25 protein-coding genes are annotated in these 23,841 nt (G+C 64.7%); 12 read left to right on the forward strand and 13 right to left on the reverse strand.

Annotation, left to right across the window (positions count from 1 at the left end):
- Window positions 1-18 precede the first annotated feature (18 nt).
- The gene (locus CZ375_RS00785) at window positions 19-408 is read left to right on the forward strand and encodes a hypothetical protein (protein WP_077597432.1); all 390 of its coding nucleotides are present in this window, start codon (window positions 19-21) and stop codon (window positions 406-408) included.
- A 4-nt stretch (window positions 409-412) separates the two neighbouring features.
- On the opposite strand, the gene CZ375_RS00790 is transcribed toward CZ375_RS00785, so the two are convergent.
- Both CZ375_RS00790 and CZ375_RS00795 read right to left on the reverse strand, forming a co-directional pair.
- Entirely contained in the window at window positions 413-1,777 is a 1,365-nt protein-coding gene (locus tag CZ375_RS00790) for an SPFH domain-containing protein (protein WP_077597433.1), read from the reverse strand.
- A 12-nt stretch (window positions 1,778-1,789) separates the two neighbouring features.
- Window positions 1,790-2,524, reverse strand: a complete 735-nt coding sequence (locus CZ375_RS00795; protein ID WP_077597434.1) for a DUF4428 domain-containing protein — start codon at window positions 2,522-2,524, stop codon at window positions 1,790-1,792.
- A gap of 151 nt (window positions 2,525-2,675) precedes the next feature.
- Between CZ375_RS00795 and CZ375_RS00800 the strand changes: the two genes are divergently transcribed.
- Genes CZ375_RS00800 through CZ375_RS00810 form a run of 3 tightly spaced genes read left to right on the forward strand, consistent with a single transcriptional unit; the run spans window position 2,676 to window position 5,933 of the window.
- Window positions 2,676-4,313 carry a histidine kinase N-terminal 7TM domain-containing protein gene (locus CZ375_RS00800; RefSeq protein WP_077597435.1) on the forward strand — a complete coding sequence of 546 codons (1,638 nt, stop codon included), beginning with the start codon at window positions 2,676-2,678 and terminating at the stop codon, window positions 4,311-4,313.
- Entirely contained in the window at window positions 4,310-5,296 is a 987-nt protein-coding gene (locus CZ375_RS00805; RefSeq protein WP_077597436.1) for a sensor histidine kinase, read from the forward strand. The genes CZ375_RS00800 and CZ375_RS00805 overlap by 4 nt, the downstream gene beginning before the upstream one ends.
- 13 nt (window positions 5,297-5,309) lie before the next feature.
- Entirely contained in the window at window positions 5,310-5,933 is a 624-nt protein-coding gene (locus tag CZ375_RS00810; RefSeq protein WP_077597437.1) for a response regulator transcription factor, read from the forward strand.
- A 398-nt stretch (window positions 5,934-6,331) separates the two neighbouring features.
- Here the strand turns inward: CZ375_RS00810 and CZ375_RS00815 are convergent, their stop codons facing one another.
- The gene (locus CZ375_RS00815) at window positions 6,332-7,000 is read right to left on the reverse strand and encodes a transaldolase family protein (protein WP_077597438.1); all 669 of its coding nucleotides are present in this window, start codon (window positions 6,998-7,000) and stop codon (window positions 6,332-6,334) included.
- Window positions 7,001-7,051: 51 nt separating this feature from the next.
- The gene (locus CZ375_RS00820) at window positions 7,052-9,466 is read right to left on the reverse strand and encodes a glycyl radical protein (RefSeq protein ID WP_077597439.1); all 2,415 of its coding nucleotides are present in this window, start codon (window positions 9,464-9,466) and stop codon (window positions 7,052-7,054) included.
- Between the two features lie 108 nt (window positions 9,467-9,574).
- On the opposite strand from CZ375_RS00820, the gene CZ375_RS00825 reads away from it, so the two are divergent.
- Window positions 9,575-10,483: a glycyl-radical enzyme activating protein gene (locus CZ375_RS00825; RefSeq protein ID WP_077597440.1), complete on the forward strand. Its 909-nt coding sequence runs from the start codon at window positions 9,575-9,577 to the stop codon at window positions 10,481-10,483.
- A gap of 151 nt (window positions 10,484-10,634) precedes the next feature.
- Here the strand turns inward: CZ375_RS00825 and CZ375_RS00830 are convergent, their stop codons facing one another.
- Complete coding sequence (locus tag CZ375_RS00830; protein WP_077597441.1) at window positions 10,635-11,381, reverse strand: DeoR/GlpR family DNA-binding transcription regulator; 747 nt, start codon at window positions 11,379-11,381, stop codon at window positions 10,635-10,637.
- 221 nt (window positions 11,382-11,602) lie between these two features.
- Complete coding sequence (pdxS, locus tag CZ375_RS00835) at window positions 11,603-12,496, reverse strand: pyridoxal 5'-phosphate synthase lyase subunit PdxS (RefSeq protein WP_077597442.1); 894 nt, start codon at window positions 12,494-12,496, stop codon at window positions 11,603-11,605.
- 146 nt (window positions 12,497-12,642) lie between these two features.
- Between pdxS and pdxR the strand changes: the two genes are divergently transcribed.
- From pdxR to CZ375_RS00855, 4 genes are all read left to right on the forward strand, one after another.
- On the forward strand, window positions 12,643-14,055 hold the full coding sequence (gene pdxR / locus CZ375_RS00840) for a MocR-like pyridoxine biosynthesis transcription factor PdxR (RefSeq protein WP_077597443.1): 1,413 nt from the start codon (window positions 12,643-12,645) through the stop codon (window positions 14,053-14,055).
- 163 nt (window positions 14,056-14,218) lie between these two features.
- A complete protein-coding gene (locus tag CZ375_RS00845) occupies window positions 14,219-14,671 on the forward strand; it encodes a LytTR family DNA-binding domain-containing protein (protein ID WP_159438327.1) in 453 nt (150 codons plus the stop codon).
- A 32-nt stretch (window positions 14,672-14,703) separates the two neighbouring features.
- Window positions 14,704-15,177, forward strand: coding sequence for a hypothetical protein (locus CZ375_RS00850; protein WP_077597445.1), 474 nt, complete (start codon window positions 14,704-14,706; stop codon window positions 15,175-15,177).
- 150 nt (window positions 15,178-15,327) lie between these two features.
- The gene (locus CZ375_RS00855) at window positions 15,328-15,642 is read left to right on the forward strand and encodes a class I SAM-dependent methyltransferase (protein WP_234966778.1); all 315 of its coding nucleotides are present in this window, start codon (window positions 15,328-15,330) and stop codon (window positions 15,640-15,642) included.
- Between the two features lie 21 nt (window positions 15,643-15,663).
- Here CZ375_RS00855 and CZ375_RS00860 read toward each other — a convergent pair whose 3' ends face one another.
- Both CZ375_RS00860 and CZ375_RS00865 read right to left on the reverse strand, forming a co-directional pair.
- Entirely contained in the window at window positions 15,664-16,293 is a 630-nt protein-coding gene (locus tag CZ375_RS00860) for an HAD family hydrolase (protein ID WP_077597447.1), read from the reverse strand.
- Between the two features lie 267 nt (window positions 16,294-16,560).
- Entirely contained in the window at window positions 16,561-17,298 is a 738-nt protein-coding gene (locus CZ375_RS00865; RefSeq protein ID WP_077597448.1) for a MerR family transcriptional regulator, read from the reverse strand.
- 228 nt (window positions 17,299-17,526) lie between these two features.
- Here CZ375_RS00865 and CZ375_RS00870 point away from each other — a divergent pair, with 228 nt between their 5' ends.
- Entirely contained in the window at window positions 17,527-18,192 is a 666-nt protein-coding gene (locus CZ375_RS00870; RefSeq protein ID WP_077597449.1) for a nitroreductase family protein, read from the forward strand.
- Here CZ375_RS00870 and CZ375_RS00875 read toward each other — a convergent pair.
- The 3 genes from CZ375_RS00875 to CZ375_RS00885 are packed head-to-tail and all read right to left on the reverse strand — an operon-like array spanning window position 18,189 to window position 20,192.
- Window positions 18,189-18,941: a class I SAM-dependent methyltransferase gene (locus CZ375_RS00875; RefSeq protein ID WP_077597450.1), complete on the reverse strand. Its 753-nt coding sequence runs from the start codon at window positions 18,939-18,941 to the stop codon at window positions 18,189-18,191. The two genes, CZ375_RS00870 and CZ375_RS00875, sit on opposite strands and share 4 nt — an antisense overlap.
- A gap of 1 nt (window position 18,942) precedes the next feature.
- Complete coding sequence (locus CZ375_RS00880; protein ID WP_077597451.1) at window positions 18,943-19,491, reverse strand: flavin reductase family protein; 549 nt, start codon at window positions 19,489-19,491, stop codon at window positions 18,943-18,945.
- 56 nt (window positions 19,492-19,547) lie between these two features.
- Window positions 19,548-20,192 (reverse strand): class I SAM-dependent methyltransferase, encoded by a 645-nt coding sequence (locus tag CZ375_RS00885; protein WP_077597452.1) that lies wholly within the window; start codon window positions 20,190-20,192, stop codon window positions 19,548-19,550.
- A gap of 135 nt (window positions 20,193-20,327) precedes the next feature.
- On the opposite strand from CZ375_RS00885, the gene CZ375_RS00890 reads away from it, so the two are divergent.
- Together CZ375_RS00890 and CZ375_RS00895 are read left to right on the forward strand one after the other, a co-directional pair.
- Complete coding sequence (locus tag CZ375_RS00890; RefSeq protein WP_234966779.1) at window positions 20,328-21,440, forward strand: DUF389 domain-containing protein; 1,113 nt, start codon at window positions 20,328-20,330, stop codon at window positions 21,438-21,440.
- Window positions 21,437-22,393, forward strand: a complete 957-nt coding sequence (locus CZ375_RS00895) for an NAD(P)-dependent oxidoreductase (RefSeq protein ID WP_077597453.1) — start codon at window positions 21,437-21,439, stop codon at window positions 22,391-22,393. Before CZ375_RS00890 ends, CZ375_RS00895 begins: the two co-directional genes overlap by 4 nt.
- Before the next feature lie 32 nt (window positions 22,394-22,425).
- Here the strand turns inward: CZ375_RS00895 and CZ375_RS08205 are convergent, their stop codons facing one another.
- Window positions 22,426-22,602 carry a hypothetical protein gene (locus CZ375_RS08205; RefSeq protein ID WP_159438328.1) on the reverse strand — a complete coding sequence of 59 codons (177 nt, stop codon included), beginning with the start codon at window positions 22,600-22,602 and terminating at the stop codon, window positions 22,426-22,428.
- Window positions 22,603-22,710: 108 nt separating this feature from the next.
- A complete protein-coding gene (locus CZ375_RS00900; RefSeq protein ID WP_077597454.1) occupies window positions 22,711-23,646 on the reverse strand; it encodes a 3-hydroxyacyl-CoA dehydrogenase in 936 nt (311 codons plus the stop codon).
- Between the last annotated feature and the right edge of the window lie 195 nt (window positions 23,647-23,841).

The raw sequence follows: 23,841 nt of genomic DNA on the forward strand, positions 1-23,841 counted from the left end.
ACGAGTCCTCCTGTCCCCATGAGCTTCCCATGGAGGCTCTGCCGCGCGACATGTCTCGCAATTGTCGCCGCTGCGTTCGCCTTTGCCGTCTCTCCCGGCATAGCGTCGGCGGTCCCCGTTCAGGCCTCGACCACCGGCGAGCTGCAGGCGGCGATCTCCAACGGAGAGCCCAGCATCCAGATCGGTGCCGACTTCGAGCTTTCCAACCCCGTCCTTGTGCCCCAGGGAAAGACCATAGACCTTGACCTCAACGGCCACAAGATCACCACGCCGCTCTTCGCGAGGCGATCCGTCTCCCTCGTTTCCACAAGCGACGAGCCGCCCCACCCCCTTGCCTGGGGTGGGGCGGCTCGCGTCTTTGCTTCCGGCCGTCCGACCGTGGACTTGCGTCCGAGGAGGGGGGCATGACCTCCTACGAGAGGTCGCCCTCGTCGAACACGTCTCCGCACTCGGGGCAGAACTTAGGTGGCCTGGACTGGTCCTCGGGCACCCATCCGCACTTGTCGCACTTGTAGCGGGGCTGGCTGGTGGGCGCGGGCGTGCCGCACTCCCGGCAGAACTTGCCGGTGTTGCCTGCGGTTCCGCAGCTCGCACAGGTCCAAGTGCCGGAGTCTGCGGGCCTGGGGCTGCCGCACTCGTTGCAGAACTTGCCCATGTTGCCTGATGCCCCGCAGCTGGAGCACGTCCATCCTCCCGGCTGCTGTGGCGCAGGGGCTGGGGCGAAGCCACCCCCTGCCGCGGTGGCGTACTGGCTCTGGGGCGGGTTGGGGGCAGCGTTGGAGTACGATCCTCCCGCTGGCCTGCCCATCTGCCCCGCCATGCCCATGCCGATGAACGCCCCCATGGCACCCATGCCGCCCTCGTTGCCTGCGGCGGTGCGCATGGCATCGCCCTGGGCTGCCGCCAGGACGGCGTCGCGCATGCTGGGGTCGCGCATGGTGGCGGCCTTCTGCAGGTCCTTGATCATCTGCTCGTCCTCGGGGGAGGTCGCTATGGAGTTGACCCCGAAGCTCACCACCTCGATGCCGCGCAGCTCCCGCCACTTGGACGAGAGGGCCTCGTTCAGGGCGTCCGCAAGCTCCTGCGTGTGCGCGGGAACCGCGCTGTAGCGCACGCCTGCCGCAGAGATCTTGGCGAACGCAGGCTGCAAGGCCGTGAGCAGCTCGCTCTTGAGCTGGCTGTCTATCTCGGCTCGCCTGTACTCGCTCTCGACGTTTCCGCACACGTTGGTGTAGAAGAGGATGGGGTTGCAGATGCGATAGCTGTACTCTCCGTTGCATCGCACGGAGATGTCCACGTCCAGGCCTATGTTGGCGTCCACCACGCGGAAGGGCACAGGAGTTGCCGTCCCATACTTGTTGCCCATGACCTCCTTGGTGTTGAAGTAATACACGCGTTGGTCAGTGCCTGTGTCTCCGCCAAAGGTGAAGCGCTTGCCGATCTGGGCGAAGGTGTCTGCCAGGCTCTGGCCCAGGTCTCCCGAGAAGACGCTTGGCGCAACCTGGTTGTCGTAGATGAACTCTCCGGGCTCGGCGCAGACCTCAACCATCTTGCCCTGCTCCACGATGACCATGCACTGGCCGTCGTTGACCACCACGGCGCTGCCGTTGGTGATGATGTTGTCGCTTGCCTTGGTGTTGCTGCTGCGACCCCCCACGCGCTTCTGGCCCTTGACGGTCAGGACGTCGGCGGGGATGCTCTCGCAGTAGATCATTTCCTTCCACTGGTCGGCGAGCATGCCGCCAGCAGCACCCAATGCAGCCTTGATGAGTCCCATCCTGCGCCTCCCTTACGCGCCCATGGCTCCGCCGCAGTACTCGCAGCAGCCGCTTGCATCCGGAATGGTGGTGGCACCACAGTGCGGGCAGGTCATTGCCGTCTTGGGGGCACGGCTTGCCTCCGCCTCCTCATGGATGCGCTCGCGCTCGGTGGTGAGGGCGGAGCAGATCTCCTGTGCGGCAGACCGCGCCTGCTCGGACTCAAGCGAGTGAGGCATGGACGTGCTCCCGCTTGCCACGTCGATCGAGAACGAGTCGAACCAGGGGTTGTTGACGTTCACCTCCACGCGAGAGCTGTAGGAGTAGCTGTAGCGAGGTGGCACGTAGCTCCTGCGGTTGCCCTCGTCGTCCAGATAGGTCTCCTCGCTGCGGCTCTCGTCGAAGTCAACCTGAGCCCCGGTCACCTGGCTGAGGGGTATGACGTCGGGGTTGGTGGACTTCCAGTTCCTCCCGCCAGACACCACCACGAAGCTGCCGCGGCCCTCGTCGATCATGACCTTCTCGTCCAGCCCCAGCGTGCGGGAGACGCTGAACGCCTCCACCTCGGCCATGTTGGCCTCTCGGTACTCGAGCTGCGCCTTGATGTCATCGATGGATGACCTCTTGCGGCCCGTGTAGTAGCGGGATAGCTTGTTGGCACAGTCCTTGCAGATGTAGCCGTCGTCTATCTTGCGCTTGCCCAGAGCGCCAATCTCCTTGCCGCAGACCTCGCACTCGCCCTTCTTGAAGCGGTCGAACAGTCCCATGACCCCCCCTTTGCTCGTGAGGTGCAACCGCATGTCTTGCCCTGGTCCCATCCTGCATGACCGAGGCATCCGCCCATAGAGCAGAAATACTCTTTTCTCCTGGCGGGGGGCATAGGAGAATAGGCTCAGGCGTGGGGTGACGGGAGGTGTCATGTGGCGGGCTCTGGGCAGGCTGCGTAGGTACCGCGCCATTGCTCTGCTGCTCTCTGTCTGCGCCTTGCGCGCGCTCGTGAGTCGCTCAGACCTTGAGCTCAACACCATGGCAGAGCTCTTCTTTGACGCTCTGGTTCTGCTTGTCTTTGCCGCCTGGGGGCTTGTGCATGTGCGCAACATCGTCTCGCCCTGGACGCGGCGGCTGCTTTTGGCCATCGTGGCGCTCATCGTGCTCTGGCTGCTCTTTCGCATTGTCAAATGGCGCCTTACCAGCACCGGCTCGGATGTCTCGCGCTACCTCTGGTATTCCTTTTACCTGCCCATCTGCTTGATGCCCGCGTTGGGCGTCCTCTGCATCTCCTCGGTGGGCAAGCCGTCTGAGTGGAGGCCGCCCTGGCCCGGCGTCGTGCTGGTCCTGGTTGCGCTGGTCCTTTTCCTGGGCGTTGCCACGAACGACTACCACGGTCTGATGTTCAGGTTCTCCTCTCCTTTGCGCGTCGAGGGGCTGGGGTATGGCTACGGCCCGCTTCGGCATGTGGTCGTGGGCTTCGTGGTGGCTTGCACCTTTGGTACCATTGTCATGCTGGTCAGGCGCAGCCATGTGCCTGTCAGTCGCAGCTTGCTGGTGCTCCCGCTGGTGCCACCCGTCCTGGGGGTGACATACGGGGTGGTCTATCCCCTCCTGCCGCGTAGCGACATGACATTGGCCTACTGCCTGCTGACCGCCCTGGAGTTCGAGGTGCTTATCGATGCGGGCCTCATCCATGTGAACCGAGACTATAGAGAGCTGTTCGAGGCATCCTCCCTGCGCGCGGAGCTGCTGGATGAGCACGGAGGGCTGCGCATCAGCTCACGGAACGCGCCCGACGCCCAGGGGGAGGGGCGGGCAGGCGGGCAGGGGCTCTCGGTGCACAGCATCCCCGTGACGGGCGGGAGCTTCTGCTGGGTTGAGGACAACACGCTTGAGCATGCTGCCCGCCGCCAGCTGGAGGAGAGAAACGCCGAGCTGGAGGAAGACGCCGAGCTTGCCCGCGCGCGCGTTGACATGCGGAGGAGGCGCGCGGAGCTCGATACGCGCCTGAGCCTGTACGCCCGCGTGGAGAGGGACCTCGCGGGCAAGTTTGCGCTCATGGGGACCTTGGTTGACGAGGGGGAGTCCGACGTCAGCAGGCGAGAGGAGCTGCTGGCGGAGCTCTGCGTGGTGGGCTGTTACGTGAAGCGCCGCTGCAACCTGGTCATACTCGAGGGGCAGCGTCCCCAGGCGAGCGCCTCCGAGCTCTTCTGGTGCCTGAGGGAGTCCTGTGACCATCTGCGCGAGGCGGGCGTCGCGGCAACGGTGTCCAGCACAGGCGCTGGCGAGCTGACGCTGGCGGCAATGGAGCGGGTCTTCGACCTCTTCGAGGCGGTGGTGGAGTGGTCATATCCCACCCTGCGCGCGCTTCTCGCCCATCTCGAGCTGACGGAGAGCTGTCTGCGCCTCTCTCTGCAGATCGAGTGTGACGAGGGCGCGTTCACATCTCAGGACCTTGGCCTGGCGATGGCCAGGCTCGAGCTGCTGGGCTCCAGCGTGCGTGCTGAGCCAGGGAAGGGCAGCTGGTCCGTTGGGCTGACGGTTCCGTTGGGAGGCAACGCATGAGTCCTCTCATGAAGGGAGGCGTTGACGCGCGCGCCATCAAGGAGGGCATAGACAACATGCCCAGCGGTGTGGTGTTCGCGCGCATGAACGGCCTGGTCATATTGATGAACGCCTGCATGGACGAGCTCTGTCACCAGATTTTCGGCGCCCCCCTGCAGAACGCCCGACTCTTTTGGGAGGGGCTGTCGAAGGGGGACTTCCCGTCTGGCGCGCGCCTGTCCAAGGCCTACACGGACGATCTGATCGTAGAGCTGGGGTGGCGCTTCTGGCACTTCAGGAGGTCCCTCATTCCCTACCAGGGCAACGAGGCGGTAGAGATCCGTGCCCACGAGGTGACGGAGCTGCAGCTTCTCAACCAGGAGCTCGAGAAGAAGAACACGCTTCTGGAGAGGCGCGGGGAGGAGCTTCGCGCGTACGCCCGCGAGGTGGGGGCGCTTACCGTGGAGCGCGAGCTGCTTGACCGCAAGGCGGATGTCCACAACGAGCTGGGCAGGCTCCTTGCCGAGACCCGCGCCCATCTTCGTGCCGAGCATGTGGATGAGACTGCGTTGGAGGGGTTGTGGAAGCGCTGGCGCCTGAGCGCGGCCTTGGTGCTTCGCGGAGGTGCGCAGGAGATGCGCTGCGAGGGGCCGTGCCTCATGGAGCAGCTCCGCCAGACCGCCCGGTCTATAGGGGTTGAGCTCACGACTGAGGGAGACCTGCCCGAGCGTGGCAAGCCGGCGGAGCTCCTGCTGGCAGCGGGGTCGGAGGCGCTTGCCAACCTCATGCGCCATGCGGATGGCAACGAGCTGCGTATACGCTGCCAGCGGCTCTCGGGTGGGTGGTCGTGCGAGCTGACGAACAATGGCAAGGTGCCGTCAGGCCCCATCGTGGAGGGTGGGGGGCTGACGTCCCTGCGCGCAAAGCTGGAGGCGGCTGGTGGTTCCATGCGCGTGGAGAGCTGGCCCGTCTTCAAGCTGATGGTGCTCCTGCCGGCGGAATAGGAGGGTGGCTGAGATGCACAGGGTGCTCATAGTCGAGGACGACCCCATTGCGGCGCGTCTCTTTGAGCTGACCGTCCAGACGGCCGGGGACTTCGAGCTCTCCGGGATGCTTGCGAGCGCGGCCCTCGCCGAGGCATGGTGCCTGGGTCATGACGTGGATCTGGTTCTGATGGACGTGGTCACGGCCGGACACGCCAGCGGACTGGAGGCGGCGTCCAAGCTGAAGCACAGCATCCCTCGGCTCAAGGTGCTTGTCGTGACGTCCCAGCCCGAGGTTGACTTCATCGTGCGCGCGATTGCCGTGGGGGTGGACGGCTTCTGGTACAAGACCGCGACGGACGCAGAGCTGCTGGGCGTGATGCGCCGTGTCATGCAAGGAGAGCGGGTGTTTCCCGACTCGCCCCCGGAGGTTTCCCTGGGGGATGCCTTTGCGAGCGAGCTTACCCCGCTTGAGGTGCGGATACTGCGAGAGCTGACCACGGGTGCCACCAATGCCCAGATTGCCCGAAGGCTGCACCTCTCGGACCGCACCGTGGGCAACAACATCCAGAACATGCTGGGCAAGACGGGCTTTGCCACGCGGACGATGCTTGCGGTCGCTGCGGTTGATTCCGGCGCCGTCATCAGTGGGGTGTAGGGTGCTGGCGCTTGGGCGCTAGCCTTCGTGCTGGTCTAGGATGTCCCGCAGCCAGGAAAGGTAGCCCTCGTGCGTCATGAGGCCTGGTCGCTGGGTCGTTGCAACCAGGCCGCTTCCCTCGCTGTTCTCGGCCTCCTTCGTGCAAGGTACAACAAGTTCTCGCGAGAGGGACTTTTGCCTGGCGTTATATGGGCCTCTCTCGTTTTGTTGTCAATATGGGGCCGTATTTGACAACAAAACCTTGCCGTCGGCGCGTTTGCCCATTTGTCCGAGAGGCCCGCGCAGCTTGTTGTCAGCGCGCTGCCGCCGAGTCGCACCCGACGCACAAAAACCGGGGCCCGCGTGCGGCGGACCCCGGAGAGGGCACGGGTTGCGTTGTGACGGCTTGCTCGAGGAACCTACGCCTCGAATGCGGCTCTGCCGTAGCTCGCCTGCCAGTTGGCGGTGAACTCGTCCACGGCAATGCCGGTGCCAGGGTGGTCAACCATGGAGCGGATCACCTCGGGCGCCACGGTGATGGAGGGGACGCCAGCCACCAGAAGGGCGTGCACCTGCTCGACGTTCTTGAACGAGGCGGCGCAGACCTTGGCGTCAAAGCCGTAGATCGCCATGGTCTCGATGAGGTCAACAACCTGGCCGACGCCGTCGCCGTAGTTGCACATGCGGTTGAGGTAGGGGGCCAGGTAGTCAGCACCGGCCTTGGCTGCCCAGAAGGCCTGCTCGGGGGAGTAGATGCCCGTGGCAAGGACACCCAGGCCCTCCTCCTTGAGGGTGGCGATGGCCTTCAGGCCGGTGCGCGAGACGGGGACCTTCACGAACATGTTCCTCTCGCGCAGAGAGCAGATGCGACGTCCCTCCGCCAGGATGCCCTCGTAGTCGGTGGCAACCACCTGGGCAAAGAGCTTCTGGTCATCGGAGAGCAGCTCGGAGATCTGCCCCAGGACCTCCAACGGGTCCTTGCCCGACTTGGTGATGATGGTGGGGTTGGTGGTGACGCCGTCGATGGGCAGGAAGTCGCCCAGCTCCTTGATCGCCTCTACGTCCGCGCTGTCGATGAAGAACTCCATGCCTTCGACCTTTCTATCGTCCTCTGTGTGGCCCTAAAGATACTGCAACGCCTAAATGGTCTGCTCCGTGCGTCCGATGATGTCGTCCTGCGTTGCCTTGGAGAGCGCGTTGAAGAAGGCGCTGTACCCGGCAACGCGCACGATCAGGTCCTTGTGCTGCTCGGGGTGCTTCTGCGCGTCAACCAACGTGTCGCGCGAGACCACGTTGAACTGGACGTGGTAGCCATGCAGGCGGTTGAAGTAGGTCTTGAGCATCAGCTCGAGCTTCTGCCTGTTCTCCTCGCGCGAGAGCATCATGGGCGTGACCTTCTGGTTGAGCAGCACGCCGCCGGTGATCTTCTCGGTGGGGAGCTTGGTGATGGACTTGAAGACCGCCGTGGGACCCTGCTTGTCGCAGTTGTGCGCGGGGCTGCAGCCCTCGGCGAGAGGCTCGTGGGCATGACGTCCGTCGGGCGTTGCCATGGTGCCCATGCCCTGGCCAACGTTCGCGCTGATGGAGCTGGTGCCGGCATAGCGGATTCCGCCGATGGGCCCGCGGTCGTGACGGGTGGAGGGATAGTGCTCTATCTCCTGGATGTAGGGCTCGTAGCATTCCACGGCCAGCCGGTCCACGTAATCGATGTCGTTGCCGTATTTGGGGGCGCCCTCTATCAGCAGCTGCTGGACGCGCTGGCTCTCAGGTGACTGGAAGTCGTCGAGAAGCGCGTCCCAGAGCTGCTGCTGGGAGATTCTGCCCTCCTCGAAGACCAGCTTCTTGATGGCGGCGAGGCTGTCGGCCATGTTGGCGATGCCCACCTGCAGGCCGCTGATGAAGTCGTAGACGGCGCCACCCTCCTTGATGGTCTTGCCGCGGGCGATGCAGTCGTCGGTGAGGGCGGAGCAGAGCACGTCGGGCACGTCGCGCTCGGAGGCCTTGTCTATGAAGTTCTCCACGATCACGGAGTAGCGGGTCATCTCCCGGATGGTCTTGTCCCAGGCCTCCGTGAGCTCCTCGTAGCTCCCCATCTGGGTGAAGTGGCCGTAGTCCTTGGTGAAGCGACGACCGCTGGTGAGGTCAACGCCGCCGTTCATGCAGCAGAGCAGGAGGCGGGGGAAGTTGAGGTAGCTCATGCCGGTGCAGCGGTAGCCCCACTTGCCGGGAACGGCCGTCTCCACGCAGCCGATGGCAGAGTAGTTGTACGCGTCCTCCTCGGCAACTCCCCAGTTGATGAAGGAGGGGATGATGACCTCGTCGTTGTTGAGGGCGGGCATGCCAAAGCCCAGCCTCATGACCTCCACGCACTCGTCCAGGAAGCGCTTGTCGATGTTCGCGTGATAGCGCACGGTGAGGTTGGGCTGGGTGAGGCGGGTCTGCGCCACGGACTGGAGCACCAGGAAGGAGAGCTCGTTCACGGCGTCCTCGTGCCGGGCGTCCTGCCCGCCGATGGTGACGTTCTGGTACATGGGGCTTCCGGCCGAGGAGAGCGTGTGCGACTGGCTGCGGATCTTCTGCACGGTGAGGGACTTGATCCAGAGGTTGCAGAGCAGCTCGAGGGCCTCGTCGCGGGTGATGGCGCCGGAGGCGATGTCCGCCTGGTAGTAGGGGAGCATGTACTGGTCGAAACGGCCGTAGGAGAGGGAGTGGCCGTTCGACTCGATCTGCAGCAGCACCTGCGAGAACCACACCGCCTGAACGGCCTCGCGGAAGGACCCTGCGGGCTCGAAGGGGACCTTCTCGCAGATGGCGGCCATGCGCTCGAGCTCCGCCTTGCGGGAGGCGTCTGCCTCCGTTGCCGCCAGCTCGAGGGCGAGCGTGGCGTAGCGCCTGGTCCAGCGGTGCACGGCCGCTATGACGACGAGGACGGAGCGGTAGAAGGCCAGCTGGTCAACGGCCTCGGGCCTTGTGAGGTCCAGGGCCTCCATGGCGGCGCGGGTGCGCTCCTCGTAGCCGCGCAGCCCCTCGCGCAGCATGCGGGCGTGGTTGATGGCCAGGTGCGCGTCGCCGGCGTTGAGCTTGCCCTCCATGCCAAAGACGCCTGTCTCCATGAAGACGGAGACCTCGTCCGGAAGGAGAGCCATGCCGCGGTCGCGCAGGGTGTTGTTCTCCCAGAAGGGGGCGATCTCTCGGATGCGGGCCTTGTCCTCGTCGGTGACGTAGAAGACGTCGCCGTCGCGCTTGTCGAACTTGTCAAGCTCGTCCAGGACGAAGCCCAGCGTGTACTCGGGGAAGACGGGGGCGTTGCAGTTCTTGGTTGCCTGGTTGCCCGCCAGCAGAGACTTGTCCTCTATGTATATGCTCATGTTGTCGAGGATGTGGGCCAGCGAGAGGGCGCGGCGCATCACGGGCGGGAGGTTGGTTGTCTTGCGATAAGACTCGGTGCAGAGGACGGCGCGCTCGGCATCCACGAAGGGCCTCTCGTCCAGGACCTCCTCACGGAACGCACGCATGCGCTTGGTCAGGGAACCAAAGTGCTCGACATTCTCCATGGCGCTGCTCCTTTTTCGTAAAGAATGATTTATGCTTTCGTTCGTAAGTTAATGGTATCGCGCATATGATGGGTGTCAAGCAAAAGTGGGGCTTGAGGAGAGAATCACATGCAGTCTGCAACGATCTTCAACATACAGAAGTTCAGCCTGAACGACGGGCCCGGGATCAGGACCGTGGTCTTCCTCAAGGGCTGCCCGCTGCGCTGCTTCTGGTGCTCGAATCCCGAGAGCCAGCGCCGCGAGCCGGAGCTCGAGTGGAAGGCGTCTTCCTGCGTGGGCTGCGGTCGCTGCCTCGAGCTTTGCCCAGAGACCGGTGCCGTTGAGATTGCGGGCAAGCGACACGTGGACGTGCGCCGCCTAAGCGGCAGCAGCGCCCAGGCGCGCCGCGCGGTGGAGGAGTGCCCGACGCGCGCCCTCTCCCTGGTGGGCGAGACCAAGACCGTTGAGGAGGTGCTGGAGGTCTGCCTGCAGGACAAGCCCTTCTACGAGGACTCGGGCGGAGGTGTGACGCTCTCTGGCGGGGAGGCCCTGCTCTGGCCCGAGTTCGATCTGGAGCTCCTCGCGCGCCTGCGCGAGGAGGGCGTGGACAGCTGCATGGAGACAGAGGGCTTCGTTGCGGAGGGGACCTTCGTTGCGGTTGCCGAGCGGCTTGACCACCTGCTGATCGACATGAAGCATTGGAGCGCGGCCGTGCATCGGGAGGGCACGGGTGGCACCAACGAGCTGCCGCTTGCCAACACGCGCCATGCCGTGGAGATGGGCAAGGACGTGCTGGTGCGCACCCCCGTGATACCTGGCTTCAACGATGGCGTCGATGACGCGCGGCGCATGGCGCAGCTTCTGCTTGGCCTGGGGCTTGACCGCGTGCAGCTGCTTCCCTTCCACAACTTCGGCGAGAGCAAGTACCAGCTTCTGGGCAGGGACTATCCGCTTGCCGGGCGCAAGGGGCTCTCGGCCGAGGGCCTTGCGGACTTTGCGCGGGCATATGAGGCCGAGGGCGTTCACGCGTTCTTCTAGCGCTTTCGCTCCGGCTGCCGCTTTTTCGGCTTGCGTTTGGTGGGGTGCCCTACAAGCGAGGCGTCTGCCGTAGAGCAAGGCTGCAAAGCACCAGTTGGCACAGGCCCTGCTCTACATGACAGCTCTCGCCCGTAGAGCTAGACGCGATCTGCTAGGCGAGAGTGACCTCGATGCCCATTGCGAGCACGCGCATCTGGTCGGCCATGCCCATTCCGGCATCGGTCACCAGTTGCAGGGGCTTCTCGCCAAAGCGCAGGGGGATGGCCCCGTGATGGGCGAACTTCTCGGACTCCGTGAGAACCACCACCTTGCTGGCGGACTCGGACATCGTGCGAACCGCCTCCGCCCGCAGATGGTCCCCGTTGGTGAACCCCGTGCCATCCAGCCAGCCGTCAGCGCCGATGAAGAGCTGCTCGACGGCAAATTCCTGTGCGCAGAGGCGAACCAGGGGACCTACCGTCACCTGCGAGTCCCTTTGCAGGAGTCCGCCCAGGAGCACCGTCTCCACGTTGCTGCGCTGGCGAACGTCGTTGGCGATGAAGGCGCTGTTGGTCACGATGGTCACGCCTTGGCGACTGTCCGCAAGCTCGCGGGCGAGCAGTGCGCAGCAGCTGCCGCTCTCTATCATGATCGTGGCGTCATCTGGCACCAGACGGGCTGCCTGGCGTGCGATGCGCAGCTTCTTCTCGTAATGGTAGGCCAGGCGACCGCTGACGTCGTTTGGGTTGGCCAGCAGGGCGAAGCCGTGCTCGCGCAGGACGAGTCCGCGCTTCTGCAGGGAGTCGAGGTCCTTGCGTACGGTCACGTTGGAGACGCCAAGCCGCTCGGAGAGCTCCGCTACCTCCAAGCGCCCCCCCGTGGTGAGTATCTCGAGTATCTTTCCATCGCGCTTAGACACGGCTGCTCCCATGAACGGTAATTCGCTCTCTGACGATTTCGTATGAAAGCAGTCTATAACCAATCTTGTTTCGGTACGTGCGAGAAGCCCGCAGATGGTCGTGGGTCCACAAAAACGTGCCCGGCTTACGGACGAGCGGGGCCGCGCCAACTGGGATTTTGCAGTCCTGCTCTACAGCAGATGCTCCGTCTGTAGAGCAGGACTGCTCCGCGTCGTTCGGTCTAGCGCTCAGCCATGATGAGGGCGATCTCGTCCTCATTGATGCCAACCATGGCCTCGCCCAGGTCCTCGGACACCCGGGCGATGAGCTCGGCGTCCTCGTAGTGCCTCACGGCCTCGACGATGGCGGCCGCACGCTTGGCGGGGTTGCCGCTCTTGAAGATGCCCGAGCCGACGAACACGCCATCGGAGCCCAGCTGCATCATCAGGGCTGCGTCGGCCGGGGTGGCAACGCCGCCGGCGGCGAAGTTCACCACGGGGAGCCTGCCCGCCTCGTGCACCTCGCGCAGGAGCTCGGAGGGTACCTGCAGCTCCTTGGCCTTCTCGAAGAGCTCGTCCTCACGCAGGCCCTGGACCAGGCGAATCTGCGCGTTCATCCTGCGCATGTGGCTGACGGCCTGGACCACGTCGCCCGTGCCCGCCTCGCCCTTGGTGCGAATCATGGCCGCGCCCTCGGCGATGCGCCGCAGGGCCTCTCCCAGGTCGCGCGCGCCGCAGACGAAGGGTGCCGAGAACGCGGTCTTGTCGATGTGGTTCTCGTGGTCGGCGGGGGAGAGGACCTCGCTCTCGTCGACGCAGTCTATGCCGATGGCCTGGAGGAGCTGCGCCTCCACGAAGTGTCCTATGCGGCACTTGGCCATGACGGGGATGCCAACGGCCTCCTGGATGCTGCGGATCATCCCGGGGTCGCTCATGCGGGACACGCCGCCGGCGGCGCGGATGTCTGCCGGGACGCGCTCCAGGGCCATGACGGCGCAGGCCCCGGCCTCCTGGGCGATGCGCGCCTGCTCGGGGGTGGTGACGTCCATGATGACGCCGCCCTTGAGCCCTGCGGCGAAGGCCCTGTTCGCCGCAGCCTGTCGCTTGAGCACCTCGATGCGCTCCTGGTCTGCCATGCTTCTTTCCCTCCCGTTTGTCCGACGCCGCCTGGGCGTGCGGTCCGTCTCTTGGTGGAACTAGCCTATGCCCCATCTGATAATGTCCATATAATCAAATAGCAACTAATTGATAGAGTCAGAACAAGGTCAGAATAAGGTCAGACATGCTTACCTACGACATGGACCAGAGGGGCAGCAACACCCTCTACGCGTACCTGTACTCCTGCCTGCGCGCAGACATCGAGTCGGGCGAGCTAAGGCCGGGAGAGAGGCTGCCCTCCAAGCGGCCCTTCGCCCGTCACCTGGGCGTGAGCGTCATCACCGTGGAGGGGGCGTATCGCCAGCTCCTGGCCGAGGGCTACGTGGAGTCATTCGAGAGGCGCGGGCACTTCGTCTCGCGCAACCTGCCCGAGCGCGCGCCCGACGCAGCTCGGGCCAGAAGGCCCCCTGACCAGCGCGCCGCCGTGCCCCCGGTGGAGGAGGACCGTCTCTCGTCAGGGGCGCTCTTCCCCCTGAGCAGCTGGGCGCGCATCACGCGGGCGCTCCTGTCCGAGGAGGACGAGCGCTCGATCATGGCGGAGACCTCTCCTTTGGGGTCCTTGCGCCTGCGTGGGGCCATCTGCCACCAGCTGCGCCAGGCGCGCGGCCTTGTCGTGGAACCCTGGCAGGTGGTGGTGGGCGCGGGCTCCCAGCTGCTGGACGCCATGCTCGTGCAGCTGCTGGGCCGCGATCGGCTCTTTGCGGTGGAGGACCCCGGCTACCCGCAGCTCACGGCCCTCTACCAGGCCAACGGCGTTCGGGTGGCGCATGTTGCCGTGGACGGGGAGGGCATGCTCGTGGACGCCCTGCGCTCCTCGGGGGCCAGCGTGGCCCACGTGACGCCCTCGCACCAGTTCCCCACGGGCGTGGTCATGTCCGTGGGGCGTCGCTACGAGCTGCTCTCCTGGGCCTCCGAGGCACCGGGCCGCTACGTCATAGAGGATGACTACGACTGCGAGTTTCGTCTCTCGGGGCTGCCCGTACCTCCTCTGAGCTCGCTTGATGCCGAGGGGAGGGTCATCTACACCAACACCTTCACCAAGAGCCTGGGACCCGCGTTTCGCATTGCCTATGCGGTGCTCCCCCCGGAGCTGGTTCACCTTTGGGGAGAGCGCCTGGGATTCTGCTATGGCAGCGTGGGCGCCATAGACCAGCTCGCGCTTGCGAGGGTCATCGAGTCTGGCAGCTTCGAGAGGCATGTCAACCGCATGCGCACGCGCTTCCGGCGCGTGCGCGACCAGCTGCTGGAGGCCCTGCGAGCCAGTGAGCTCGGGCCGCTCGTCAGCGTGCGCGCGCAGGACGCGGGTCTTCACTTTGTCCTGAGGCTTGCGCTGCCATCGCAGGCAGACGATGCGGAACTGGAGCGTCGCGCTCGGGAGGGGGGCGTTCCCCTGCGCGCCATGGCCGGCTTCTTTGCGTGCGGCTCCTCCCGTCGAGGGGCACCGCACGAGTTCATAGTGAGCTACTCGGGCGTCTCACCGGAGGAGACGGGGCGATTGGTCGAGGTGCTGGTGGATGTGGTACGAGACCTGCCCTAGCGTCTGCCCCGCAAGGAGGGGCGTGCGCCCATATGCCAAGCGCCCACGTTCTGCCGTGCAACTCGAGCGCGGCTTTCTGCATGTCGGTCATGTGGCGCATTCCGCATCGCATGCCGGACGTACCCTGTCCCCAAGCGGCGAGGCCTGGGAAAGGAAGGCGCACATGAAGGTTCGTCTGATAGAGGAGGAGGGGCGTCTGGGCATTGAGGTGGACGTCCGCAGCGCCCCTGGGGACCAGCGGGCCGCACGCATCGCGGAGCGTCTGTGCGCCCTGGACGCGCGCCTCGCGGTGTACGAGCCAGGCAGCATCAGGCGCCTGCTGCTGCCATTTGACCAGGTCCTCTTTCTGGAGTCCGAGGGCGACCATACCAAGGTGCACGTACGAGGCTCCTCCGCATGCGAGAGCGGCCTGCGCCTGGGAGAGCTGGAGGAAGCCCTTGAGGGAACGGAGTTCGTGCGCGTCTCCCGTCAGGTCATCGTCAACTTCGACAGGGTCGCGTCAATCAGGCCCGAGCTCTACGGGAGGCTGGCACTGGGCCTTGAGGACGGGAGCGAGCTGCTTGTGACCAGGACATACGCTGCAGACATCAAGGGAAGGCTGGGCATTGCCCGCTAGCCCCGCAAGAAATTGGACCAAGGAGGCTTCACATGTTCGACGACCGTGCTGACGAGATGGGCGAGGCGCGCCTGGGCGAGGCGATCTTCCGGGGCGTTTCGGCGGGATCCCTGATGGCCTGCGTCATGCAGCTGATCTACCTCCTCGTACTCATGGCGAGGGGTGGTGGCGAGATGGGCGTCCAGGTGTGCCTGAGCTGCATTGCGGCAGGCCTGGGCATGGGCCTGCTGCAACAGCTGTGGTTCAACTACGGCCTGCTTCCCAGGCTGGGCTACAGGACGCGCATCTTGGGCTTTGGCGTTACGGGGCTGGTGGTGCTGGGGGGCTGCGCCATTTTTGGCGAGTGGGTCCCCCTGGCTCAGGGAGTTGGCCCGTGGCTTGGGTTCGTGCTGCTTTACCTGGCGATCCTTGTCGCGTTCACCGTGACCATATCCTGGATGATGAAGAGGCGTGGGGCAAGCTATGCGGAGCGTCTCGGGGAGTACCGCCGCAGGCGCGGGCTGTAGGGCCGCCGCTTTGGGTCGTTCTCCTGCGGACCGGCAAGCCATGACCCCCTCGTCCAGAACGTGTGCTCACAGGCAAGCTAGTAAGCTATAGTTAACTTACTAGCTTGCCGCGTGAGCGGCAGGTCACGGATGAGACGGGGTGCGGGCGCCGTGAGGCTCGCCTTTCCCGACGAGAGCTTCGATGCCGTCACCAGCAACTACGTCTATCACAACATTACGGGCCACGACCACAGGGAGCTCCTTCTCGAGACGCTGCGCGTGCTCAAGAAGGGCGGTTGCTTTGCCATTCACGACCTCATGCGCCGCTCTCACTACGGAGAATTCGAGACGTCTCGCCAGCAGCTGCTGGATATGGGCTTCGAGAGGGTCGAGGTCATCGACACGACGAACGGCATGCTCATGAGCCGTCGAGAGGCCTCGATTCTGTGGCTGGGGGACTCAGGGCTGCTTGTTGGCAGGAAGTAGAGGCGCGACCACGGCGCCTTTCTACCGTGCGTCTGCCAGGTGCAGAAGCTGCTCCGGGGAGTGCAGCACAAAGTCTGCCGCGGGACAGGTGATGTGAGAGCCGTTCCAGGCCACCAGGGCAGACTTCACGCCTGCGGCGTTCGCGCAGGCGATGTCTCCTGGCATGTCACCCACGTAGACAGTCTCCTCGGGCGCCGACCCCGTGAGCTCCAGGTACTTGAGCAGGGGGTCCGCCTCGGGCTTGTGCCGGGCGGTGTCCTCCTCCAGCACCACCACGTCCAGCAGCTCACCAAGGCCAAAGTCCGAGAAGAACCGGTGGTACTCGGCCCTGTCTCGCGAGGAGACGGCACCGACCGCACGTCCCGCCGCCCTCAGGGAGAGGAGTGCCTCGCGCACGCCAGGGAAGAAGCCCGCCCCTGTGGCATGGCGCGCGTAGGCGTCTCGCCAACGTGGGCCGAAGTCCTCGTCAACCTGCGCTCTCGCGCTTGCGACGCCCGCCTCGTTGGTCACGCCCAGCACGCCGCGCAGCTCGTCCAGCTCACGGGCGTAGCCGTAGCCTGCGAGCGTGTCCTGCCAGGTCAGAAGTACGGCCCTCTCGGTGTCAATGAGCGTGCCATCCAGGTCGAAGGCGAAGTTCCTGATCGCCGGCATGCTTGTTGCTCCTTGTCGCCGCGCTGCCCGTATGATTGCGTCGAAAATACCGACAGGAGTTAGATAACGATGTTCTTATTTATACTCTTTGCCGATTAATATATCTACATGGAGAAGCTCATTGCCCCGCACGACTGACCTCGTGTCCCACGCTCGCCCATACCATAGGTTTAGTACCGCTTTTCACTCCCATGGGGCTTGAAGGTGGTACTAAAACTACGGTATGGGGAGGGACGGGGAGAAAGACCGCGAGAGAGACGCTGCTTTCTAGGAGCGTGCTGCCACGAAGGCCGCTATGGCATCGCGGGCGTACTGTGCCACGCCCTCGCCAAACCTGTCGATGTTCTTCCTGAAGCGCGGATCGGCCGAGTAGCCCCTGCCAATGCAGCCGAAGACCTCGAGCGAGCAATCGAAGGAATAGGTCCTGATGTGCTGCCCGATGCCCTCGGCAATTGCCTGGTTCTGGGCGTCGTCTGCGGGAATGCCCTGCTCGAGGTTGCGTGCCAGCGCGAAGAAAGCCTTGTTGAACCCAGCTGCCACCTCCTCCTCGTGCCCGGCCTGCCTGCGATGGGACTCGTCCACTACCGCGTCTCCGTAGCGCTCGCGCGCCTCGTGGTCGTACTCCTGGTTGTCCTGCCAGGTGAATCCCGCAAACTTCTCCTCATTGCTCATGCGTATCTGTCCCTTCTGGCTCTTGATGGTCTTGCGCAGCGTGTCGATGAGGGCCGAGAGGCGCACCTGCTCCGCCTCCATCAGTCCCAGCTGCTCCTGGAGGAGCTCGAGGCGCCCTCCCTCCGCACGATCAAGCAGCCCTGCGATCTTTTTGAGCGAAAACCCCAGGTAGCGGTAGTAGAGAATGCTCTGGAGGCGTTCCAGGTCCTCGTCGCTGTAGAGGCGGTATCCGTTCTCCTGCTTCTGCGGACAGAGCAGCCCGATGCTGTCGTAGTGATGCAGCGTGCGCACGGAGACCTTGGCCATCTGTGCGACTTCTCTTACCTGATACATGGCTCCTCCCTTCGTGAGCCTGTTATACAGGCTCACGCTACGTGAGGGTCAAGCGCAAACATACAATTTCTTTTGAGCCCTCGCGCACCGCCACGAGGATGCACGGCCTGCGGGCATTGAGCTTGGCGCCTGCGGGGCACATGTGGGTCCTGAGACATCTGAAGGATGCGCGTCCGGCCGGGTAGACTCCCGAAAACAGGAGCCCACATGTCCCAAGGAGATGCCTAGATGATCGACCTGCAGCAGGCAATGCTCGAGCGCCACTCCGTTCGCAGCTACACTGACAGGCCCCTGGATGGGGAGGTCCTTGACCAGCTCAGGGCCTATATCGACCAACTTAACGCCCGGAGCGGCCTGCACCTGCAGCTGGTGCTAAACGAACCCGAGGCCTTTGGCGGCATGCTCGCCCACTACGGCAGGTTCTCTGGCGTCACCAGCTACCTGGCCCTGGTTGGCCTCGACGGTCCCTGCCTCGAGGAGGACTGCGGCTACTTTGGCGAGAAGTTCGTGCTTTACGCCCAGCGGCTGGGCCTCAACAGCTGTTGGGTAGGTGGAACCTTCAAGAAGGTCCCCTCGGCGTTCTCGCTGGCAGAGGGCGAGAAGCTCTGCCTGGTGATAGCCCTGGGCTATGGCCAGACGCAGGGTCGCCCTCACAGGGGGAAGCCTATCTCGCGCCTGAGCCGCACGCGGGACATGCCGGAGTGGTTTGTCCGTGGCGTGGAGGCCGCGGCCCTTGCTCCCACCGCACTCAACCAGCAGAAGTTCAGCTTTGAGCTGACCGGCGACAAGGTCCTCGCCCGTGCCGGCATAGGCCCCTTCTCAAAGGTTGACCTGGGAATTGCAAAGCTCCACTTCGAGCTGGGCTCGGGCAGGGACTCCTCGGTCTGGCTCTAGGCCTCAGTTCTCCTGGGCGGCACCAGGCAGTCATAGCGGACTGCCTTGCCTGTCAGGGAATAGCTGGGCTTCACGCCGCAGAGCAGCGGCCCCTTGGGCGGTCTCTTCACGACGACCTTTCGGGGACGTGCGGCCAAGGCGGCGCCCAGCAGCTCCCTCTCGTCGGTGGCGGGCCCCTCAAGCAAGTGCATGAGCTGGAACTTCTTCTTCACCTGGGCGCTCTTGGTTCGTGCCGGGAACATGGGGTCAAGCAGCACCACGTCAGGCGCGAGTCCCGGCAGCTCGCGGATGCTGTCCGCATGCCTGAGCTCCATGCGCCCGATCACACTTGCCAGCTCGGGCAGTTGGCTGGCGCGTTTGAGCGCGTCCGCCAGCAGGGTTGCGATGACGGGGTTTCTCTCGTACATGATCACCGAGAACCCCGCGGCGGCCAGCAGGAGCGAGTCCTCTCCCAATCCCGCCGTGGCGTCCACCGCCACAGGCTCCTTGACTCCCCTCACGCGCGTCGCGCGCACGAGCAGCTCATGGTCGAGCGCTGCGGGGCGCAGCCTCCTCAGCAGGCGGGAGAAGTCAGCCCGCATGCTGAGCTGGCCCGCCGACAGCGATATGCCCTCGTCTCCTACTACGAGCAGAGCCCCCACCTTGCACCCAGCCGCGTCCTCCATGAGCGGAAGACCCAGCTGTCCGGCAAGCTCCTGTGCCTGCCTGGCGTGCTCTTGACCCTGTGCGCAGACGGAGAGGCCCGCCATGCTAGCCCTCGATCACGTAGGCGTTCACGATCTGTCCGTACACCATGTAGTGCGGGTCTCGGTTGGAGCCGCACTCCGTGCTGGCGACGTCTTGGGGGTAGTAGCGCTCCGCGATGTCCGCAGGGTAGAGGCTGGGGTCCTCGAGCTGCTGGTAGATGACCTTGCACTCCAGAGTGAGGGGCAGCTGCGCCACGCCGGGCACGGACACCAACCTGGAGTCCACCAGGTCGAGCCCCGCCAGTGCGACCTTGTCTACCTCGTTTCCGTGGTTGCGTCCGCAGATGCCCAGGATGCGCTTGTCGAAGTCATCGCAAAGCGGCACGTTGATGGTGAACTCCGGGTTCTGCTCGAGCATCCGGGCGGTGAATCGGCTGGTGCGCACGTAGCTCACGAACACGGGTCGTCCCCAGTTGGTGCCCAGCGTGCCCCAGGCTATGGTCATGCAGTTGACCTTCTCGCCCGCCTTGGTGGTGAGCAGCACCCCCTGGGGGAGCGCCGAGACGATCTGGCTTGCGTAGTCGCTGTGGTTGACGTCGCGTGTGCTGGGCATGGTGGCATCTCTCCTCCGTCGGGTGTGGGTCCATCATAGCCCTGCCGCCCGCAGCTCTAGCGCGGCTTGCGCATGACCGCATGGAGGTGCCAGGCCCTGTCGTTCACGAAGCGCTCCATCTCGAGGTCCGCGCGCTCGCAGAACGCCTCGATCTCCCCTTTGGAGTAGATGCGCACATCGCCCTTGCGCATGAGGTTCGCCAGGGGGAGCTCTACATGGTTCACCACCCAGCGCAGCAGGGCGTTGCCCGTGCTGTCGTTCAGGACCAGCTTGCCGCCGGGCACCAGCACGCGGGAGACGCTGTCGAAGAAGTCCTGGGGGTTGGGGTAGTGGTGGAAGCTCATGGAGCAGATCACCACGTCGAAGGAGGCGTCCTCAAAGGGCAGCCTCTCGCAGTCACCAACCACGAAGCGGGCGTTCGGCAGCCGCTTCGCCTGGGCCACCTCGATCATCTTGGGGGTGAGGTCTATGCCCGTATAGCTGCGCTCGGGCCAGCGCTGGCTCAGGAGGGAGACCATGGGGCCGGTTCCGCAGCCGCAGTCGAGCAGCCTCGAGAAGGGCTCCCTCTCGAGCTCGCCGAGGATGATCTCGTACTCGTTCCGGCAGAGCTTGTAGACGCCCGCCTCATCGCCCTCGAAGCCCTCGGCGGCCTTGGTGAACTCCTCTACGGAAAGTGCCTTGTACTGCTCTGACGTGCGCATGCAATCTCCTCCCTCAAAAAGTAAGTTGAGAGTAACAAATATCGTCCCTCGTGAGCGCCAGCTTGCGGTGGACGCAGGGACGGCACGGAGCCTACAATCTACGAAAGGAAGCACAGGGGACGGGGGAACTGCGCAGTGGGCAAGTCCAGGCTCTCTCATGCGCTGCACGAGCTGCTCAACATGCGTGCCGGGCGCGCAAGCCACGAGACCATACGCAAGCGCGTGGTGGCCGGCTCGCGCATGGACGCGGTTCATCTCAGCCTGCTGATGATTGCCATGCTCATAGCCTCCATCGGTCTCAACGTGGACTCCACGGAGGCCGTGGTGGGGGCCATGCTCATCTGTCCGCTCATGGGCTCGGTCATCGCCTCCGCCTACGCCATAGCCTCCGCCGACTCGCGTCTCCTGCGAGAGGCCATGCTGAGCCTCCTGCTTCAGGTGACTCTCTGCCTCATAACCTCGACGCTCTACTTCGTGGTGTCGCCCATCTCCAGGGAGACCTCCGAGCTGCTCACCAACTCCAGCCCAACCATCTGGGACGCCCTCATCGCTCTGGCGGGCGGGTTCGCCGGCGGCATCGGCATCTCAAGGAACCAGGAGCCGGGCATCATGCTCTCGGGCGTGGCGGTGGCCACGGCGCTCATGCCGCCGCTCTGTGCCGCAGGCTACGGCGTTGCCGTCTCTGACCTCAGCTACTTTGCCGGTGCCCTCTACGAGTTCCTCATCAACGCGGCCTTCATCTCCATGGCGGCCGAGGCGGTCTTCGTCCTGGTGCGCACCCCGCTCAAGCTTGACTTGGATGGAGACGGCGTCGTGACCACGCACGAGGACCAGGAGGCGCATCGCCTTTCTCGCAGGCTGCGCCGGCGCATGGTGGCCGGCACGCTGGTCTTCGTGATCCCTTGCTTCGTGATGACCGCCCATACGGTGCAGGCGACCATCGCCGAGAACAACGGCGAGGTGTTTGCCCTGCACGACCGCCATGAGGTGGAGCAGACCACCCGTGAGCTCGAGGCGATCTGCCCGGAGCTCACGTCGTATCACGTGGGCGAGATCGAGTCGTTCGACACCGGCAGGGACTCGCTCTCCAAGAGGGTAGTCGCAACCGTGCAGACGAGCGAGGCGCTCTCCTTGCAGAGGCAGGCGTCGCTCGAGGCACTCATCCGCGTCCATCTGAAGCAGCTGGACGAGGTCAAGTTCGAGCTGGCGCCCGAGGGCGCTCAGGGCCGAGAGGAAACCGCCTCATGAAGATCGCGGCATTTGAGGTTCGCCCGGACGAGCACGAGGAGTTTGCCCGTCAGGCCCTGACCGACGACGTGGAGATAGAGCTGCACGCGGGCCCCCTGGACGATGGTGGGCTGGAGGCCCTTGAGGGCACCGATGCCGTCCTGGTGCTGGGCCATCAGCGCTACGACGAGGCGCTCCTCTCGGCCATGCGCGAGCGCGGCGTGCGCTGCCTGGTCACGCGCACCATTGGCACCAACCACATTGACCTCGAGGCGGCCCGTCGCGTGGGGATCGCGGTATCCAACGTGAGCTACGCGCCTGACAGCGTTGCGGACTTCACCGTGATGCTGCTGCTTGTCGCGCTGCGCAAGTACAAGCCGGCGGTCTATCGCCAGAACGTCAACGACTACTCGCTGGCGGGCCTGCAGGGACGCACGCTCTCTTCGCTTACCGTGGGAGTCTTCGGCACGGGACGCATCGGCCGGGCCGTGCTCGAGAGGCTTTCGGGCTTTGGCTGCAAGCTGCTTGCCTATGACGCCTTTGGGGCGAGGGACCTGCCAGGAGGAGTGAGCTTCGTCGGGCTCGACGAGCTCCTGTCCCAAAGCGACGTGCTGAGCTTCCACGTGCCCCTTACGGACGAGACCTTTGGCATGGTGGACGCGCGGATGCTTGCGCGCATGCGGGACGGGGTGGTGCTGGTCAACACCGCCCGCGGCGAGCTGATGGACGTGCCCAGCCTCATCGGGGGCATAGAGGGTGGCAAGATAGGGGCCCTTGCCATGGACGTCTTCACCAACGAGTTGGACATCTACCACCACAGCCTGGTGAACGAGATCATCGCCAACAGGGACATGGCCTACCTGCGCCAGTTCCCCAACACCGTGCTCACGCAGCACATGGCCTTCTATACCGAGCAGTCGGTCTGCGAGATGGTCTCTCAGGCCGTGGAGGCCGCGCGGCGGCTCCTGGGGTAGGGGCAGCCTTGCAGCGGGGGAGGGGCGCCCGGCTACGAGCTGGTGGTCCAGACATGGCCGCACCTCTCGCAGCGCCAGACCTTCATGGCGCCACCCATGCCGTCGGGGTAGGAGTCCGTGCAGACGACGTCGTCACTTGAGCACTGGGGGCAGTCGGGCGTGTTGAGGTAGTCGTCCAGGGCAGATCCTGTGAGCTCGCTTGCAGCCATGTTGCTCCTTGGGCCGAGTTGTGTTTGGGGGACATTGTATCGCCCGAGAAGAGGGCCGCAGCACCTGAGCGGATGCCGCGGCCCCGTTGCGTGCGGGCTGACGAAGGCTTACTTGCGATAGTCGTAGAAGCCCTTGCCAGCGTTGACGCCCGTCTCGCCGGCGTCGATCTTCTCCTTGAGCCTTGCTGCGATCTTGCCCTGGATAGTCTCGGGGTCCTTGGCGCGCGGGTCCATGATGCTGATGTTGTAGGCGGTGGTCAGGCCAACGATGTCCAGGATGCGGAAGGGGCCGGCGGGAGCGCCGGTGCCCAGCCGCCACGTCTTGTCGATGGTCTCGGGGTCGGCCACGTCGCTCGCCCAGAGCGCCTCGGCGGAGCTCAGGAAGGGAACCAGCATGGAGTTGAGGATGTAGCCAGGCTGCTCCTTGTGGAGCCGCAGGGCAACCATGCCGATGGCCTCGGCGAACTCTGCCACCTGGTCGTAATACCTCTGCTCGGTGCCGGCGTGCCCCATGACCTCGCCGGTGTTGTTGCGCCAGATCTCGTTGGCGAAGTGGAGCGCCAGGTACTTCTCGGGGCGTCCGGTGGCCTCTGCGAAGGTGCTGGGGAGCATGGTGGAGGAGTTGGTGGCAATGACGGTCCTCTCGCCCAGGTGCTTGGCAAGCTCCTGGTAGAAGGCGATCTTCTGCGCGGGGTCCTCGGCTATGGACTCGATCACGAGGTCTGCGTCCGCGGCCTCGTCGTAGCTGGTGGTGAGCTTGAGGCCCTCGTAGGCGCGGACGACCTGCTTCTTGAGGGCGTCGATGCCCGCCTCGTCGGGGCGCTCGGCCCCGAAGCCGCGGGGCCAGGCTGCGGGGTTGGCCTTGGAGGCCTCGAGGGTCTGCAGGTAGATGTCACGCAGGCGCTCGAACTTGGGCTTGGCGCGCTCGATGGAGGCGTCGCTCCTCAGCCATACGGTCACGTCAAAGCCGCGAAACGCGGTCTGGAACGCTATCTGGCTGCCGAGAACGCCGCCGCCGGCAACGGTTACCTTCTTGAAGTCCATGTGTGAACCTCTTTTCTGAGTTGGGGCGACGCCTCGTGCGCCGCGTTGGTGCTAGTCTCCCCAGGCTGAGGCGAAATAAACAATCGCGCACTATATTTTTGCTCAAAATATTTTGCGACGGCTGATTGCGATGGCGCGGCAGGGGTACATGCAAGCCGCCCGTGTCACCTTGCGCTGCCGGGAGGCATCATGAGC

It is taken from the genome of Olsenella urininfantis (genome assembly GCF_900155635.1).
Lineage (GTDB): Bacteria > Actinomycetota > Coriobacteriia > Coriobacteriales > Atopobiaceae > Olsenella_G > Olsenella_G urininfantis.